At 70.8% G+C, this 16,625-nt stretch carries 15 protein-coding genes and 5 tRNA genes; 15 read left to right on the forward strand and 5 right to left on the reverse strand.

All coding sequences use genetic code 11. The annotated features are described in order from the left end of the window. Positions 1 to 8: 8 nt before the first annotated feature. Positions 9 to 3,758 carry a nitrate- and nitrite sensing domain-containing protein gene (locus ACFYZE_RS26455; protein WP_388998891.1) on the reverse strand — a complete coding sequence of 1,250 codons (3,750 nt, stop codon included), beginning with the start codon at positions 3,756 to 3,758 and terminating at the stop codon, positions 9 to 11. A 601-nt stretch (positions 3,759 to 4,359) separates the two neighbouring features. Between ACFYZE_RS26455 and ACFYZE_RS26460 the strand changes: the two genes are divergently transcribed. The 3 genes from ACFYZE_RS26460 to gltX all read left to right on the forward strand — a co-directional run bounded on the left by ACFYZE_RS26460 (position 4,360) and on the right by gltX (position 7,184). After that, complete coding sequence (locus ACFYZE_RS26460; protein ID WP_388998894.1) at positions 4,360 to 4,548, forward strand: hypothetical protein; 189 nt, start codon at positions 4,360 to 4,362, stop codon at positions 4,546 to 4,548. 391 nt (positions 4,549 to 4,939) lie between these two features. Beyond that, positions 4,940 to 5,716, forward strand: coding sequence for a fumarylacetoacetate hydrolase family protein (locus ACFYZE_RS26465; RefSeq protein WP_388998897.1), 777 nt, complete (start codon positions 4,940 to 4,942; stop codon positions 5,714 to 5,716). Then, positions 5,709 to 7,184, forward strand: a complete 1,476-nt coding sequence (gene gltX / locus ACFYZE_RS26470; RefSeq protein ID WP_388998900.1) for a glutamate--tRNA ligase — start codon at positions 5,709 to 5,711, stop codon at positions 7,182 to 7,184. Before ACFYZE_RS26465 ends, gltX begins: the two co-directional genes overlap by 8 nt. A 51-nt stretch (positions 7,185 to 7,235) precedes the next feature. Here the strand turns inward: gltX and ACFYZE_RS26475 are convergent, their stop codons facing one another. Next, positions 7,236 to 7,520: a type II toxin-antitoxin system RelE/ParE family toxin gene (locus ACFYZE_RS26475; protein ID WP_388998903.1), complete on the reverse strand. Its 285-nt coding sequence runs from the start codon at positions 7,518 to 7,520 to the stop codon at positions 7,236 to 7,238. A gap of 109 nt (positions 7,521 to 7,629) precedes the next feature. Between ACFYZE_RS26475 and ACFYZE_RS26480 the strand changes: the two genes are divergently transcribed. From ACFYZE_RS26480 to ACFYZE_RS26505, 6 genes are all read left to right on the forward strand, one after another. Continuing rightward, positions 7,630 to 8,361, forward strand: a complete 732-nt coding sequence (locus ACFYZE_RS26480) for an HAD family hydrolase (RefSeq protein WP_388998906.1) — start codon at positions 7,630 to 7,632, stop codon at positions 8,359 to 8,361. Between the two features lie 92 nt (positions 8,362 to 8,453). Next, positions 8,454 to 8,525, forward strand: a tRNA-Gln gene (locus tag ACFYZE_RS26485). 39 nt (positions 8,526 to 8,564) lie between these two features. Beyond that, positions 8,565 to 8,637: transfer RNA gene (locus tag ACFYZE_RS26490), tRNA-Glu, on the forward strand. A 23-nt stretch (positions 8,638 to 8,660) separates the two neighbouring features. Then, positions 8,661 to 8,733 (forward strand) — tRNA-Glu (locus tag ACFYZE_RS26495). Positions 8,734 to 8,754: 21 nt separating this feature from the next. Continuing rightward, positions 8,755 to 8,826: transfer RNA gene (locus ACFYZE_RS26500), tRNA-Gln, on the forward strand. 26 nt (positions 8,827 to 8,852) lie between these two features. Next, positions 8,853 to 8,925: transfer RNA gene (locus ACFYZE_RS26505), tRNA-Glu, on the forward strand. Between the two features lie 254 nt (positions 8,926 to 9,179). On the opposite strand, the gene ndgR is transcribed toward ACFYZE_RS26505, so the two are convergent. Next, complete coding sequence (gene ndgR / locus ACFYZE_RS26510) at positions 9,180 to 9,896, reverse strand: IclR family transcriptional regulator NdgR (RefSeq protein WP_009320373.1); 717 nt, start codon at positions 9,894 to 9,896, stop codon at positions 9,180 to 9,182. Between the two features lie 193 nt (positions 9,897 to 10,089). Here ndgR and leuC point away from each other — a divergent pair, with 193 nt between their 5' ends. From leuC to ACFYZE_RS26530, 4 genes are all read left to right on the forward strand, one after another. Next, on the forward strand, positions 10,090 to 11,520 hold the full coding sequence (leuC, locus tag ACFYZE_RS26515) for a 3-isopropylmalate dehydratase large subunit (RefSeq protein WP_388998909.1): 1,431 nt from the start codon (positions 10,090 to 10,092) through the stop codon (positions 11,518 to 11,520). A 5-nt stretch (positions 11,521 to 11,525) separates the two neighbouring features. Continuing rightward, entirely contained in the window at positions 11,526 to 12,119 is a 594-nt protein-coding gene (gene leuD, locus ACFYZE_RS26520; RefSeq protein ID WP_388998912.1) for a 3-isopropylmalate dehydratase small subunit, read from the forward strand. Positions 12,120 to 12,397: 278 nt separating this feature from the next. Then, positions 12,398 to 12,628: a hypothetical protein gene (locus ACFYZE_RS26525; RefSeq protein WP_388998915.1), complete on the forward strand. Its 231-nt coding sequence runs from the start codon at positions 12,398 to 12,400 to the stop codon at positions 12,626 to 12,628. 127 nt (positions 12,629 to 12,755) lie between these two features. Next, the gene (locus ACFYZE_RS26530; protein WP_388998918.1) at positions 12,756 to 13,385 is read left to right on the forward strand and encodes an HU family DNA-binding protein; all 630 of its coding nucleotides are present in this window, start codon (positions 12,756 to 12,758) and stop codon (positions 13,383 to 13,385) included. 64 nt (positions 13,386 to 13,449) lie between these two features. Here ACFYZE_RS26530 and ACFYZE_RS26535 read toward each other — a convergent pair whose 3' ends face one another. Then, complete coding sequence (locus ACFYZE_RS26535) at positions 13,450 to 13,653, reverse strand: hypothetical protein (RefSeq protein ID WP_388998921.1); 204 nt, start codon at positions 13,651 to 13,653, stop codon at positions 13,450 to 13,452. Positions 13,654 to 13,960: 307 nt separating this feature from the next. After that, on the reverse strand, positions 13,961 to 14,608 hold the full coding sequence (cofC, locus tag ACFYZE_RS26540) for a 2-phospho-L-lactate guanylyltransferase (protein ID WP_388998924.1): 648 nt from the start codon (positions 14,606 to 14,608) through the stop codon (positions 13,961 to 13,963). 200 nt (positions 14,609 to 14,808) lie between these two features. Between cofC and ACFYZE_RS26545 the strand changes: the two genes are divergently transcribed. Together ACFYZE_RS26545 and ACFYZE_RS26550 are read left to right on the forward strand one after the other, a co-directional pair. Further along, entirely contained in the window at positions 14,809 to 15,579 is a 771-nt protein-coding gene (locus tag ACFYZE_RS26545; protein ID WP_388998926.1) for a lysophospholipid acyltransferase family protein, read from the forward strand. Beyond that, on the forward strand, positions 15,576 to 16,586 hold the full coding sequence (locus ACFYZE_RS26550; protein ID WP_388998929.1) for an NAD(P)H-dependent glycerol-3-phosphate dehydrogenase: 1,011 nt from the start codon (positions 15,576 to 15,578) through the stop codon (positions 16,584 to 16,586). Before ACFYZE_RS26545 ends, ACFYZE_RS26550 begins: the two co-directional genes overlap by 4 nt. Positions 16,587 to 16,625 lie beyond the last annotated feature (39 nt).

A 16,625-nucleotide genomic window follows, 5' to 3' on the forward strand; every position in this document is an offset into this window, starting at 1 on the left:
GGGCTCAACTAACGCTCCTGCTGGTGAGTGGGGCTGGGGAAGCTGCCGGTCTGGCCGGTACCGGCCTGGCGACCCTGGGCGATGCCCCGTCGGAGATTGGTCAGCCGACCGCGCACGTCGTCGGGGGCGCGCGAGACCTGCGGACCGCTGTGGTGCTGTTGCTGCTGGGCCGTGCCCGGCACGAGGTTCGCGCGCGGGACCCGGCGCGGCAGGCCGGAGGTGGTGACCCCGCCGGAGGCGGGCTGCCGCACGCGCTCGGCCTGGCGGACGAGCTCGTCGTTCGGGGAGGTCCGCCAGGCCGGACCGGCCGGACGCTGGGGACCCGGGGAGGGCTGGGCCTGGGGGGCGGCCTGCGGAGGCGCGGAGGCGCCGCCCTGCCGCTCGCGGAACCAGTTGGTCTCGAGCGTGTCGTACAGCGGTGTGCGCCCGTCACCGGGGCCCGCCGCCGGCGGCAGGGCCTCGGGCTCCTGGCGACGCTGAGGCTGCTGCGGGGCCGGCGGCCGGGGCGCGCCGTAGGCGTCACCGCCAGCCTGCGGACGCTCGAACTGCCCGGTGGACGACGGGTCCTGACGGTTGCCGAAGCCCGGGGACGCGAACTGGCCCGTGCTGGAGCCGTCGTAGCCCTGCGGGGCGTACTGGCCCTGCGGGGCCGGGCCCTGGGCGCGGCCGGGCGCCGGGAAGCGACCCGTGTCCTGGCCCTGTCCGGCCGGGAACTGGCCCGTGGGGCCGCCCGCGCCCGGGGTGCCGAAGACGTCGGAGCGGACGAACTGCCCGTTGTCCGCGGCATTGGCAGCGGGGCGCGGGGCGTTGAAGTCCGGCCGGGGGAACTCGGAGGTGGAGCCGGGGCCCTGCCGGTCGTCGATCCGCGGGAACTGCTGGCGGTCGTCGACGCGCGGGACCTCCGCCGTCGAACCCGGGCCCTGTCGGTCGTCGATCCGCGGCATGGGCGAGGTCGAGGTCAGTGCGTCCGGCTCCTCGTGGCCGCGCGGGGCGTCCAGCGAGGCGCGCGGCACCGGCGGCTGCGCGTTCTCGTCGCTCCAGCTCGGCGTGCGCTGCTGCGCGCCGGCACCGGGCAGCTCCGGCCGCGGACCTCCACGCCCGGGCAGCTGCGGACGGCGACGGCCACCGCGCTCCTTGGGCTGCTGCGACTGCTGCTGCTTGGGCTGCTGCGGCGGTACGGGGGCGCTGTCGCCGAACCCGGCCGGGCGCAGCCCCGGGCCGCCGTCACCGAAGCCGCCATGCCGGGAACCGGGCTCCTGGAAGGGCTGGGCCGCCTGCAGTCCCTGCGGGCCGCTCTGCCCGAAGGCACCGGCGCCCGCGCCCGCCGGGGCCGGACGGCCCTGCGGGGAGACGGGGGCCTGCGGACCGCCGGGTCCGCCGGGGCGGCCACCGGGGAAGGCGCCGGGCAGCGCGGTGCGCGGGCCCTGACCGGCACCCACCTGTCCGCGCTCCGGGGCGGCGTCGAGTCCGGGGCCACCGGCGGACCGGTTGCCCTGCTGCGCCTGGCGTCGGGCCGCGGCCGCGCCGGCGGCGGCCTGCGCGGCGGCCGGGCCACCGCTGTGCGGGGCGCCCTGGCCCGGCTTGCCCGGGGCGGGCTTCTTGCCGCCCTGGGCCACGTCGACCGGGAGCATGACCAGCGCGGTCGTACCACCGGAGTCGGACGGGCGCAGCTGGATGCGGATGCCGTGGCGCTGCGACAGACGACCGACCACGAAGAGGCCCATGCGGCGGGAGACGGAGACGTCCACGGTGGGCGGCGAGGCGAGCCGCTCGTTGATGGCCGCGAGGTCCTCGGGCGACAGGCCGATGCCGGTGTCGTGGATCTCGATCAGGACGCGGCCGTCGGGCAGCGCGTGACCGGTGACCTTGACCTTGGTCTGCGGCGAGGAGAAGGAGGTCGCGTTCTCCAGCAGCTCGGCGAGCAGGTGCACGAGGTCGTTGACCACGCGGCCGGCCACTTCGGTGGTCGGTACGGCGGCCAGCTCGATGCGCTCGTACTGCTCCACCTCGGACGCGGCGGCGCGGAGCACGTCGACCAGCGGGACCGGGCGGGTCCAGCGGCGGCCCGGCTCCTCACCGGCGAGGACGAGGAGGTTCTCACCGTTACGGCGCATACGCGTCGCGAGGTGGTCGAGCTTGAACAGCGAGGACAGCTGGTCCGGGTCGGCCTCGCGGGACTCGAGTTCGGAGATCAGCGACAGCTGGCGCTGGATCAGACCCTGGGAGCGACGCGAGAGGTTGGTGAACATCGCGTTGACGTTGCCCCGCAGCAGGGCCTGCTCGGCGGCGAGGCGGACCGCCTCGCGGTGCACGTCGTCGAAGGCCGCGGCCACCTGGCCGATCTCGTCCCGGGAGTGCACACCGACCGACTCCACGGACGTGTCGACGTCCTGCGGGTCGGACTCGGACAGCTGCTTGACCAGCTCGGGCAGGCGTTCCTGGGCGACCTTGGTCGCGGTCTCCTGCAGCCGGCGCAGCGAGCGGATCATGGAGCGGGCCACGACGAAGGCGCCGACGAGGGAGACGCCGAGGACGAGGAGGATCAGCGCACCGGAGATGATCGCCTCGCGCTGCGAGACGTTCTTCAGCTCGCGGGCCTTCTGCTCCATCTGCTCCAGGAGCGTGCCCTCGATGCTCTTCATCTGCTGGATCTTGGTCGAGTCGTCGTCGATCCAGTCCTTGTACGAGCGCTTGTCCTGCGACTGCAGGCCGTTGGCGCTCTTCAGCACGCGGCCGGCGTACTGGTCGGCGGCCTCGATCGTCGGGCTGCCCTGGTCGATCGGCTTCGTCAGGTCCTCGGCGCCGTCGCCGTAGATGCTGCGGAAGCTGTCCAGCTCGGAGTCCTGGCTCTCCAGGGCGGAGAGGGCGTACTGGCGGTCGTTCTCGGAGAGATGGCCGAACGTGGTGTTGCTCGACGGCAGGGCCGCCGCGATCACCGCGCGCTGCATCGACGCGTACTCCTTGGCGGTGGAGAAGGCCGCCAGGGCGCGGGTGCGCTGGATCATCTCCGGGTTGCTGGTGGCCTGTGCCATGTCCTGGGACAGGCTGAGCAGACCGGTGACCAGACGGTGGTACGCCTCCACCGTCTGGGTGGAGTTCTGCTGGTCCTTGTAGGCGTTGGCGCGTATCGCGCTGAGGTTGTTCAGCTCGCTCGCGATGCCGACGATGCTGTCGCGCACACCCGAGAGCTGGCCGCTGCCGGAGGCGTCGCCGATCTCCTGGGTGCCCTCCAGGAAGGCGGAGCGGGCGCGGTTGGTCTTGTCGCGGACGCCCTTGACCGTGTAGTCGCTCGCGGACGCGCCGTGGGCGAGCGGGCCGGCGGACTGGTCGCGCTCGTCCTGGAGCGCCTCCGCGAGCTGCGTCGCCTGCCGGGTCATGTCCGTCAGCAGCTTCATGTTGTCGAGCTGCTGGATCTGGTCGACGTTGTCGCTGATGCGCAGGGCACCGAGCGAGGTCGCCGCGACCACGGGCAGCGCCAGCAGTGACACCAGGCGCGTGGAGATGCGCCAGTTGCGCAGCGCCAAGCGTGAACCGGCGTCGAGCGGGGGAGTGCTGCCCTTGGGTGCCGCGGTGGCTGCGGGCGCCTGGGGCGGCGTGCCGAGCCTGGGCACGCCGGTGCGCCCGGGCCGATCGGAGCCGCCGGCGGCCGGCGCCGGTCCCGGGTTCTGGGCGTGCTGGGGCGAGGAACCGCGGTCGGTCCCGCCGTGCGGCTCCGGCTCCGCCGAAGCGCTGCCATCCCTCTTGAAACGTCCCTGCACTAGCGTCGCAACCTCTGGACCAGGCGCCCCTCCGCGCGAGCGGTGGGGCGGTGTCGGCGTCGTGGGGGGCGCCCTGAATACGCTCCCCGGGTGGTCGTGAGTGACCGGCGCTGGCTCCCCCTTCCCGCCGCTCTTCGGCGCTGCGTTGCGCCCCCTGTGCGCCGGTGCGATCCCGCGGCGGTCCGTGGAATTCCAGCACAGTGCCGGATCTCCAACAAGGCCAACGGGCGAGCGTGTGACTACCGTGACACCTTGTGAGGGGCGCGTCACCCGACGTAGATGCTGATCCCGTACATAACGGGCGGATGGGGACGAGGTGCCGATGGGTGTCAGGTGTCCCAGTCGCCATGATCAGGAGCGGAATGCGGGCTTCAATGGAACAATGTCCGTTTCGCTGAAGGCGGTTGGTGGTGCCGATTGCCCGTTTTATCCATCGGTCAGTGAGCAAACTCACACGGTGATCAAACCCTCTTCAGGGCTTTGCGCGGGAATTGGATGTTTAGCCTGACGCTTTACAGGGATGGCGAATCCGACAACCTGCGCCCCGGCGACGGCCCTTGAGGCCCGCCCGGCGCCCGCAACGACGAGGTCAACGACAACCGTGAAGACCACGATGATGTTCCGCACCATAGCGAACCCGCGGCGGACGACGCTGGTGCACCTCACCGACGCCGGAGAGCTGCAGGCGCCGGCGACACCGGAACACGACGTCGACCTTCCCACCCAGACCGCCAATCCCAAGCGCACCGTCCTCATGGAGGTCCCGGTCCAGGCCTCCGTCGCGCAGTAGTACGCACGACGGGCGCCGCACGCTCAACGGGGCGAGGGCACCGTGGGGCGCCGCGTACGCGGTGCCGGATCCAGCGGCGCTCGGTGAGCGGCCGCTCACCGCGGGCCCGGCGGATGATCTCCTCCCGACGCGCACCGCAGATCCCGCACGGGTCCTTCGGTGCCCGCCGATGGGGCAAGGGTCCGATGGCGTCCCGCCGACGGCACCGGGCCGGTGGCGTCCCGCCGACCTGTACGGCATGCCGGCGTCCACCGGGCCGGCATGCGCCGTGGGTGCCCCGCCGACCCATATGGGACCCGCGGCGCCCGTAAACCGCGAGGTGCGTGCCCCCTGCCGCGTTAGCCTGGAGCGTCAGACTCCAGCCAGCTCAGTTAAGGGGCGCAAGGATCCCGTGCGCATCGCCAGATTCTCCATCGACGGGAACGTCGCCTTCGGCGCGGTCGAGGGTGACAAGCCGGACGAGCTCGTCCTCGACATCATCAAGGGCATCCCGTTCGCGGACTTCGAGCTCTCCGGCACCAAGGTCCCGCTGAGCCAGGTCAGGCTGCTGCCGCCGGTGCTCCCCAACAAAGTCGTCGCCTTCGGCCGCAACTACGCGGAGCACGCCCGCGAGCTGGGCAACGAGGTCCCCGAGGCCCCGTTCGCCTTCTTCAAGCCGTCCACCTCGGTGATCGGCCCCGGCGACGAGATCGCCTACCCCTCCTTCTCCCAGGAGCTGCACCACGAGGCCGAGCTCGCCGTGGTGATCGGCCGCATGTGCCGCGAGGTCCCGCGCGAGCGCGTCAAGGACGTGATCCTCGGTTACACCTGCGCCAACGACGTCACCGCGCGCGACGTCCAGCGCCGCGAGAAGCAGTGGGCCCGGGCCAAGGGCTTCGACACCTCCTGCCCGCTCGGCCCCTGGGTGGAGACCGACGTCGACCCGGGCGACCTCACCATCCAGCTCACGGTCAACGGCGAGCAACGCCAGCTCGGCCGTACCAGCGAGATGATCCACCCGATCGAGGATCTGATCGTCAACATCTCCGAGGCCATGACGCTGCTCCCCGGCGACGTGATCCTCACGGGCACCCCCGCGGGGGTCGGCCCCCTCAACGTCGGCGACGAGGTCGCCGTCACCATCGAAGGCATCGGCACTCTCACCAACAAGGTGATCAAGCGTGGCTAACGCGAACGTCCGCGTACGTTTCTGTCCGTCCCCGACCGGCAACCCCCACGTGGGCCTGGTCCGCACCGCCCTGTTCAACTGGGCGTTCGCCCGCCACACCGGCGGCACGTTCGTCTTCCGCATCGAGGACACGGACGCGGCCCGCGACTCCGAGGAGTCGTACGTCCAGCTTCTGGACTCGCTGCGCTGGCTGGGCTTCGACTGGGACGAGGGCCCCGAGGTCGGCGGCCCCCACGCGCCGTACCGCCAGTCCCAGCGGATGGACCTCTACAAGGACGTCGCGAAGAAGCTCCTGGACGGCGGGTACGCCTACCACTGCTACTGCACCACGGAGGAGCTGGACGCCCGCCGTGAGGCCGCGCGCGCCGCGGGGAAGCCGTCCGGGTACGACGGGCACTGCCGGGACCTGACCGCCGAGCAGGTGGCGGCGTACGAGGCCGAGGGCCGCACGCCCATCGTCCGCTTCCGGATGCCCGACGAGCCGATCACCTTCACCGACCTGGTCCGCGGCGAGCTGACCTTCACGCCGGAGAACGTGCCGGACTACGGCATCGTCCGCGCCAACGGCGCCCCCCTCTACACGCTCGTCAACCCGGTCGACGACGCCCTGATGGAGATCACCCACGTCCTGCGCGGCGAGGACCTGCTCTCCTCCACGCCGCGGCAGATCGCCCTGTACAAGGCGCTGATCGAGCTGGGCGTCGCAAAGGCCGTGCCCGAGTTCGGCCACCTGCCGTACGTGATGGGCGAGGGCAACAAGAAGCTGTCGAAGCGCGACCCGCAGTCGTCGCTGAATCTGTACCGCGAGCGGGGCTTCCTCCCCGAGGGCCTGCTCAACTACCTCTCCCTGCTGGGCTGGTCGCTCGCACCCGACCGCGACATCTTCTCGATCGACGAGATGGTCGCCGCCTTCGACATCGCGGACGTGAACCCCAACCCGGCCCGCTTCGACCTGAAGAAGGCCGAGTCGATCAACGCCGACCACATCCGGCTGCTCGACGTGAAGGACTTCACCGAGCGCTGCCGGCCGTGGCTGAAGGCCCCGTCCGCCCCGTGGGCGCCCGAGGACTTCGACGAGGCGAAGTGGCAGGCGATCGCGCCGCACGCGCAGACCCGCGTCAAGGTCCTGTCCGAGATCACCGACAACGTCGACTTCCTGTTCCTCCCGGAGCCGGTGTTCGACGAGGCGAGCTGGACGAAGGCGATGAAGGAGGGCTCCGACGCCCTGCTGACCACGGCCCGCGCCAAGCTCTTCCAGGCCGACTGGAGCAGCCCGGAGTCACTGAAGGACGCAGTGCTCGCGGCCGGCGAGGAGCACGGTCTCAAGCTCGGCAAGGCCCAGGCCCCGGTCCGCGTGGCCGTCACCGGCCGTACGGTCGGTCTGCCCCTCTTCGAGTCCCTGCAGGTCCTGGGCAAGGAGAAGACGATCGCGCGCATCGACGCGGCGCTGGTGAAGCTGGCAGCGTGAGCACACCGAAGGGGCGGCACCCGGACTCGGGTGCCGCCCCTTCGGCGTACGTCAGGCGGCGTCGTTCTCGTCGATCAGGTAGTGGCTCTCGTCGAAGACCTCCAGGACCACGACGACCATGATCGCGCCTGCCACCATGTACTCGAGTACGACGCCGGGAGCGACGTAAGCCTTGCGCAGATGCTCGTCCGGGCCGAGCTGGGCGGTGGCCGTCTTGTGGAACGGGTCACGGGCCAGTATGCGCAGCGCCTTGTCCAACTGAGCCCGGCGCTCCGCGGGCAGGGCGTCGTACGTCGCACGGGCCTCGACGGTGAACTGGACGCGGTACTCGGTCATGGCTGTGGCTCGGTCTTTCGCTCGTCGGTTCCACCACGCTACGACATCCGCGGGCGACCTAACCTTGGGAAACGGCAGAGGCGTCACCGGTCCGAGTTACTGTCGGGCCATGAGTATTCGGGCCGTGGTCTGGGACGTCGACGACACCCTTTTCGACTACACCACCGCCGACCGTGCCGGGATGCGTGCCCATCTGGCGGCCGAGGGGCTGCTCGACGGCTTCGGTGCCGTGGAGACGGCCCTCGCGCGGTGGCGCGAGATCACCGACCTCCAGTGGGCGCGGTACGCGGCGGGGGAGGTCTCCTTCGAGGGGCAGCGGCGCGACCGGGTGCGTGTCTTTCTGGGGAAGGAACTGACCGACGACGAGGCCGACGCCTGGTTCCGGCGGTACCGGGAGCACTACGAGGCCGCCTGGGCGCTCTTCCCGGACGTCCTGCCCGTCCTCGACGCCCTCGCCGCCAGCCACCGACACGCCGTGCTGTCCAACTCCAGCGTCCACGTCCAGGAGCACAAGCTCCGCACCCTCGGCGTCCGCGACCGCTTCGAGGCCGTGCTGTGCGCCGCCGAGCTGGGCGTCTCCAAGCCGGACGCCCGGGCCTTCCGTGCCGCGTGCGACGCCCTCGAGCTCGCCCCCCACCAGGTGGCGTACGTCGGCGACCATCCGGAGATCGACGGGCGGGGCGCCGCCGAGGCGGGTCTGCTGTCGGTCTGGATCTGCCGTGACACCGCGCTCATCAGTGGCGACGCCACCGAGGGTCCCCACCGGATCTCGTCCCTCGCCGAACTCCCCGCGATCCTCCGCGCCGATACCCGTTTTGGAGCGCCGTCCACCTTCAGGTAATGTTCTTCCTGCGCCGAGGGGAGCGGGCCGGAAGGCCGGAACCCCAGCAGCGCAGAACTAGAACAAGATCCCCTCAGGGGCTTGCGTTCCAGTGGCCTATGGTGTAATTGGCAGCACGACTGATTCTGGTTCAGTTAGTCTTGGTTCGAGTCCAGGTAGGCCAGCTCGCAGAGCTCATCTGCACCCGCGGATCTCATCCGCAAGCCCCCGTTGTGTAGCGGCCTAGCACGCTGCCCTCTCAAGGCAGTAGCGCCGGTTCGAATCCGGTCGGGGGTACGGATCCTTCCAGGATCACATGGGCCCCCGTTGTGTAGCGGCCTAGCACGCCGCCCTCTCAAGGCGGTAGCGCCGGTTCGAATCCGGTCGGGGGTACTGAAAGGTCTAAACCACCTTTGGTCTATGGTGTAATTGGCAGCACGACTGATTCTGGTTCAGTTAGTCTTGGTTCGAGTCCAGGTAGACCAGCTGATCTGCGGAAACGCATGATCTACGCCCCCGTTGTGTAGCGGCCTAGCACGCCGCCCTCTCAAGGCGGTAGCGCCGGTTCGAATCCGGTCGGGGGTACGCAGTCGGAAGGGCCCTCCCTCGGGAGGGCCCTTTTTGCATCCACCTGTTCGTCCGGAGTCCCGTAGCGCTCCACAACGTCCAGGTCGGTGACGGCGATCGGCCGCATCGCGCGGGCACGCGCGGGCACAGGGTGATCCGGTGGCCGCGGTGCGGCACGCGCGGCGGACCGGCTCCGGGTCTCCTGAGCCGCCCTGTCGGGGAGGGCCTGCCGCGGCGTTGAGGCGGGCCCTCCCCGGGGACGTACTCGCTGGTCAGCCCGAGCGGCGCAGCGCCTCGGAGAGCCGGGCGGCCGCGTCGATGACCGCCTGGGCGTGCATACGGCCCGGGTGGCGGGTCAGGCGCTCGATGGGACCGGAGACGGACACCGCGGCCACAACGCGGTTCGAGGGGCCGCGTACGGGCGCCGAGACGGACGCCACACCCGGCTCGCGCTCGCCGATGGACTGGGCCCAGCCGCGGCGCCGTACGCCCGACAGGGCCGTCGCCGTGAAGCGGGCGCCCTGCAGTCCGCGGTGCAGCCGCTCGGGCTCCTCCCAGGCCATCAGGATCTGGGCCGAGGAGCCCGCCTTCATCGTGAGCGTCGAGCCGACCGGGACCGTGTCCCTGAGGCCGGACAGACGTTCCGCCGCGGCCACACAGATGCGCATGTCACCCTGGCGCCGGTAGAGCTGCGCGCTCTCGCCCGTGACGTCGCGGAGGTGGGTCAGCACCGGGCCCGCCGTCGCCAGCAGGCGGTCCTCGCCCGCCGCCGCGGCCAGCTCGGCCAGCCTGGGGCCGAGAATGAAACGGCCCTGCATGTCGCGCGCCACCATGCGGTGGTGCTCAAGCGCCACGGCGAGGCGGTGCGCCGTGGGTCGTGCCAGTCCGGTGGCGCCGACCAGGCCCGCGAGGGTGGCCGGACCGGACTCCAGAGCGCTCAGGACGAGGGCCGCCTTGTCCAGAACGCCGACGCCGCTACTGTTGTCCATGCAACGATACTCACGTCTCACTCTGTGAAACGCAAGTTCAATTTTTCGTGGAACGCGCCACCCTTGATGTCACGGCGGCCCGCGGACCATTCGGGCCCGGGCGGCACACACCCGGAAACCAGGGGTACGGGCGCCGCCACCCCCAGGATCTCTAGTTGGGTCGGCGCACTCTTTGCCGACCGGAGGGAAAGCGATGGGTAGGACACTCGCGGAGAAGGTCTGGGACGACCATGTCGTCCGGCGCGCCGAGGGCGAGCCCGACCTCCTCTACATCGATCTGCACCTGCTGCACGAGGTGACCAGCCCGCAGGCCTTCGACGGGCTGCGCAAGAGCGGCCGCCAGGTGCGCAGGCTCGACCTCACCATCGCGACCGAGGACCACAACACCCCGACCCTCGACATCGACAAGCCCATCGCGGACCCCGTCTCCCGCGCCCAGCTGGAGACGCTGCGCAAGAACTGCGCGGAGTTCGGCGTCCGGCTGCACCCGCTGGGCGACGTGGAGCAGGGCGTCGTGCACGTCGTCGGCCCGCAGCTGGGCCTGACCCAGCCCGGCACGACGGTCGTCTGCGGCGACTCGCACACCTCCACGCACGGCGCCTTCGGCGCGCTGGCCTTCGGCATCGGCACCTCGCAGGTCGAGCACGTGCTGGCCACCCAGACGCTGCCGCTGGCCCGCCCGAAGACCATGGCCATCACGGTCGACGGCGAGCTGCCCGAGGGCGTCACCGCCAAGGACCTGATCCTGGCGATCATCGCGAAGATCGGCACCGGCGGCGGCCAGGGCTACATCCTGGAGTACCGCGGCTCGGCCATCGAGAAGCTCTCGATGGAGGCCCGGATGACCATCTGCAACATGTCGATCGAGGCCGGCGCCCGCGCGGGCATGATCGCTCCGGACGAGACCACCTTCGCGTACCTCAAGGGCCGCCCGCACGCCCCCGAGGGCGCCGACTGGGACGCCGCCGTCGAGTACTGGAAGACGCTGCGGACCGACGACGACGCCGAATTCGACGCCGAGGTCCACATCGACGCCTCCGCGCTCTCGCCGTTCGTCACCTGGGGCACCAACCCGGGCCAGGGTGCGCCGCTTTCGGCGTCCGTCCCCGACCCGGCTTCGTACGAGGACGCTTCGGAGCGCCTGGCCGCCGAAAAGGCCCTGGAGTACATGGGGTTGGAGGCCGGGCAGCCGCTGCGCTCCATCAAGGTGGACACCGTCTTCGTAGGCTCCTGCACCAACGGCCGTATCGAGGACCTGCGCGCCGCCGCCTCGATCCTCAAGGACCGCAAAGTCGCCGACGGCGTACGGATGCTCGTCGTGCCGGGCTCCGCGCGCGTGGGTCTGCAGGCCGTCTCCGAGGGCCTGGACGTGGTCTTCAAGGAGGCCGGCGCCGAATGGCGGCACGCGGGCTGCTCGATGTGCCTCGGCATGAACCCCGACCAGCTGGCCCCGGGCGAGCGCTCCGCGTCCACCTCCAACCGCAACTTCGAGGGCCGGCAGGGCAAGGGCGGCCGGACGCACCTGGTCTCGCCGCAGGTCGCCGCCGCCACGGCCGTCCTCGGTCACCTGGCGTCCCCCGCCGACCTGTCCGACGCCGACACTCGTACGCCCGCTGGAGTCTGAGAGTCATGGAAGCATTCACCACGCACACCGGCCGGGCCGTCCCGCTGCGCCGCAGCAACGTCGACACCGACCAGATCATCCCGGCCCACTGGCTCAAGAAGGTCACGCGCGACGGGTTCGAGGACGGGCTGTTCGAGGCCTGGCGCAAGGACCCCGAGTTCGTGCTCAACCGCCCCGAGCGGCAGGGCGCCACGGTGCTGGTTGCCGGCCCCGACTTCGGCACCGGCTCCTCGCGTGAGCACGCCGTCTGGGCGCTGCAGAACTACGGCTTCAAGGCGGTCATCTCCTCCCGCTTCGCCGACATCTTCCGCGGCAACTCGCTCAAGAACGGGCTGCTCACGGTGGTCCTCGAGCAGAAGATCGTGGACGCGCTCTGGGAGCTCACGGAGAAGGACCCCACTGCTGAGGTCACTGTGGACCTTGAGGCTCGTGAGGTTCGCGCCGAGGGCATCACCGCCACCTTCGAGCTGGACGAGAACTCCCGCTGGCGGCTGCTGAACGGCCTCGACGACATCTCCATCACGCTCCAGAACGAGGCCGACATCGCCGCGTACGAGGCCCGTCGCCCCTCCTACAAGCCGCGGACGCTCGAGGTCTGACCCAGGTCTGACGGCCGGCCCTCGCGCAAGAGCTGGTTTCGGCCATCGCAGCATCGCTCTGTACCCCCAATCGTGGACGGTTGGGGGTACAGCCGTATCTGCCCCCGACTGGGGCCGCGGGTCGCCGCGATAGTCATCAACTGCCGCAGTTACAGAGGTCATTGCCTGGGTACCCGGATCTTGACACCGCGATGTGCCGAGACGCCCGGAGTAGTTCCGGGGCGCGGCAGTTGCCCCCAGCGGGGGCGACAACTCGCCCCAGATGGCACAATCTGTGCATGGACAACGACGGCCAACTCCAGCTCTATACGGCGGTCGCGGGCCAACTCAAGGAAGCGCACGCAAGGGTGCGCACACTGCAAGTCCCGGAGGGCGTACGGATGGCGCTGACCCGGAAGCTGCTGGTCATCACGGCCGCAGCCAAGCACGATCCCACCGAAGCGGCCCGGCGTCTGGAGCGGTTCATGGGCGACCTCGACGAGGAGCGCATCCCCGAAGAGGAAGTCTGAAGCGGCCGAGTCTGTTGCGGCACAAGGGTGATAAGCCCGTTTCGTGTTTGATTTGCGGTATATATCTGCCTAACGTGCGAAAAAGCTTGAACACTTTCGTTCCGGCGATGTCTCCGAAGGGGAAGACGTGAACAAGGCGCAGCTCGTAGAAGCGATTGCCGACAAGTTGGGTGGCCGCCAGCAGGCCGCCGATGCTGTCGATCATGTCCTGGACGCCATCGTCCGCGCTGTCGTCGCGGGCGAGCGGGTCTCGGTCACCGGCTTCGGTTCGTTCGAGAAGGTCGAGCGTCCGGCCCGTTACGCCCGCAACCCCCAGACCGGCGAGAGGGTTCGGGTCAGGAAGACCTCCGTGCCGCGCTTCCGCGCGGGCCAGGGCTTCAAGGACCTGGTGAGCGGCACGAAGAAGCTCCCGCGCGGTGGTGAGGTCGCCGTCAAGAAGGCGCCCAAGGGCAGCCTGTCCGGCGCGCCGCCCACCATCGCCAAGGCCGTCGGCAAGAAGGCCGCGGCGAAGAAGACCACGGCGGCGGCCAAGAAGGCCGCGGCGAAGAAGGCGCCCGCCAAGAAGACCACGGCGGCGGCCAAGAAGACCACGGCGAAGAAGGCCCCCGCCAAGACCACGGCGGCCGCCAAGAAGACCACGGCCAAGAAGACCACCACGAAGAAGGCGGCGGCGAAGAAGGCCCCGGCCAAGAAGGCTCCGGCCAAGAAGTCGACGGCACGGAAGACCACCGCCAAGAAGACCACCGCCCGCAGGTAACCGGGGCGCACGGGCACTCACGCGCCGGGCCGGGCTCCCGTCAGGAGCCCGGCCCGCGGTGTGTTCAGAACGTGTGCAGGGTCACCAGCGTGATCCGCCGGCCCTCGCCCTCGCCCTCCATGTCGACCCGCACCCGCTGCCCCGGCCGAAGCAGGCGCAGCCCGCCCGCGTCGAACGCCGCCGCGTCGAAGGGGACAGGGGTGCCGTCGTCGAGCAGTACCTGCCCGGTGCGGCTGTCGGGGTCGTAGGTGTACGCGGTCGCCTGCATGACCGCAGCCTATCGGCGCCGGTGGGCGGCGGGCCCGGCGGCAGGGGCCCGGAGGCGGGACCGTGCGCTGCCGGGACCTGGCGCCCGTCGAGGTGGCGCCACGGTGTCCCGGAACCGCGTGGCGGCGGCCCGCGCGCACCGCCGGCAGACGGCACCGCCCGAGGAGGGAGTCGTCGGCCCCTCTCCCGCTCACCATGCGCGCCCCTGTGTCGCACGAGCACCGGCCGCGCGTGCCGTGCGTACCGTGCGTCCGCCGTCCGCTCCCGGTCACGAGCCCGCCGGACCGCGCACGCGCCGGAGGCGTCCGTCAGCCCCCCGGCTGCCCGGGAATCAGCAGCCGGGCCGCAGCCGCCGTGGTGTGCGGGCCCACGCCCAGGGACAGGGCCGCGCGCAGGTCCTCGCCCGTGTCCACGTCCTGGCGTACCGAAGGCACCTCGTCGAGGTCGAGTTCCACCGCTCCCGACGCGCGATGACGCGCCCGGGAATCGGGGCCGAACGACGGCCGCAATTCATCGCCCGATGTCGCGGCCAGCAGCGTCGTACCGATTCCGGCGGCGTCCGGCAGAAAAGCGCGCGGGAATTCCGCGGCCGCGTCCAGGACTCGGGCCAATTCCACGGGCCGCAGCGCCGGAAGATCCGCGTTGAGCGCCGCCACCGCATCACGCGGGCGCAGCGCCCGTACGGCGGCCGCACCGTGTGCGAGCGCGGCGTTCAGCCCGCCCGCCGGCTCGTCCGGGACGATCCGGGCGCCCAGGGCCGCCAGCTCCCGCCCGGCCACCGGGTCGTCCGTGACGACCGCCACATCACGCACCGCGGCACACGCCAGCGCCGCGGCCACCGTGTCCTGCGCGAAGGCGAGCGCCAGCCCCGGACGCACCGCGTCCGCAGCGGTGCCGGAGAGTCTGCTCTTGGCCCGCGCCAGGGCCTTCAGGGGTACGACCACAGTCCACTGCACGAGCGCTCCGTCCCTTTCCTCGTCGCGCCCATTGTCACCCGCCCCCATGGAGAACATGTGCGAAGCCGCACGCAGCGCGGTCGTCGGAGACAGGCGGGCGTACGGTGTTCTCGACAGACGGGCGGCCTGGGGCGACACTTGTGCGGCCCACAGCCAAGCGCCAGGCCCATCGTGCCGGGTCCCTAGAGGAAGGTGTCCGCGTGCCCCGCCGCAGAATCGGCTTCTGGTACCGCTTCGCAGCGGTCCTCTGCAAACCGCCGCTGGTGGTTCTGCTCAAGCGGGACTGGCGCGGAATGGAGAACATTCCGGCCGAGGGTGGATTTATCACCGTGGTGAACCACAATTCCCATGTGGATCCCTTCGCCTACGCCCACTTTCAGTACAACACAGGGCGCGTTCCCCGATTCCTCGCGAAGAGCGGCCTTTTCAAGAAGGGATTCGTCGGCGCCGCGATGCGCGGCACCGGCCAGATCCCCGTCTACCGCGAGTCCACGGACGCGCTCAGCGCCTTCCGGGCCGCCATCGACGCCGTGGAGCGCGGTGAGTGCGTCGCCTTCTACCCCGAGGGCACCCTCACCCGCGACCCGAACGGCTGGCCCATGACCGGCAAGACCGGAGCCGCCCGCGTCGCCCTGCAGACCAGGTGCCCGGTCATCCCCGTCGCCCAGTGGGGCGCCAACGAGCTGCTGCCGCCCTACGCCAAGAAGCCCGACCTCTTTCCGCGCAAGACCCACCATGTGCTCGCCGGCCCACCCGTGGACCTCACGCGCTTCTACGGCAAGGAGATGTCCCCCGACGTCCTGAAGGAGGCGACGGAGGTCATCATGGCCGCCATCACCCGCCAGCTGGAGGAGATCCGCGGCGAGAAGGCGCCCGAGAAGCCGTACGACCCGCGCGAGGTGCGCATCGAGCAGCGCCGCCGGTCCGCCGCACAGCAGCAGGCACGGGAGAAGGAGGGGCAGGGCCAGTGAGCAAGCCGGTCAAGGCGGCCGTGTTCGGAACGGGATCGTGGGGGACGGCATTCGGCATGGTGCTCGCCGACGCCGGGTGCGAGGTCACCCTCTGGGCGCGCCGCGCCGAACTCGTCGAGGCGGTCAACTCCACCCGTACGAACCCGGACTACCTGCCGGGCGTGGAACTCCCCGGAAACCTGCGCGCCACCACGGACCCCGCCGAGGCCGCGCGCGACGCCGACTTCGCGATACTCGCGATCCCCTCCCAGACCCTGCGCGGGAACCTCGCCGAGTGGGCGCCGCTGCTCGCGCCCCACACGATCCTCGTCTCCCTGATGAAGGGCGTCGAACTCGGCTCCGCCATGCGGATGAGCGAGGTCATCGAGGACGTCGCCAAGGTCGTCCCGGAACGCGTCGCCGTCGTCACCGGGCCCAACCTGGCCCGTGAGATCGCCGCGCGCATGCCCGCCGCCGCCGTGGTTGCCTGCACCGACGAGGCCGTCGCACAGCGGCTGCAGACCGTCTGCCACACGCCGTACTTCCGCCCGTACACCAACACGGACGTCGTCGGCTGCGAACTCGGCGGCGCGGTCAAGAACGTCATCGGCCTGGCGGTCGGCATCGCGGACGGCATGGGCCTCGGCGACAACGCCAAGGGCTCGCTCATCACCCGCGGTCTCGCGGAGACGACCCGGCTCGGGCTCGCCATGGGCGCCGACCCGCTGACGTTCTCGGGACTGGCCGGGCTGGGCGACCTGGTCGCGACCTGCTCCTCGCCGCTGTCGCGCAACCACACCTTCGGCACCAACCTCGGCAAGGGCATGACGCTTCAGGAGACCATCGCGGTCACCCGCCAGACCGCCGAGGGAGTCAAGTCCTGTGAGTCCGTGCTGGATCTGGCCCGCCGGCACGGAGTCGACATGCCGATCACGGAGACGGTCGTCGGCATCGTCCACGAGGGCAAGCCCCCGGTGGTCGCTCTGAAGGAACTGATGTCGCGCAGCGCGAAGCCCGAACGACGCTGAGCGATCCCGCCCCGTTTTTGATCGTTCACCTGCGGGGCG

The organism is Streptomyces sp. NPDC001796, assembly GCF_042892355.1.
Classification (GTDB): domain Bacteria; phylum Actinomycetota; class Actinomycetes; order Streptomycetales; family Streptomycetaceae; genus Streptomyces.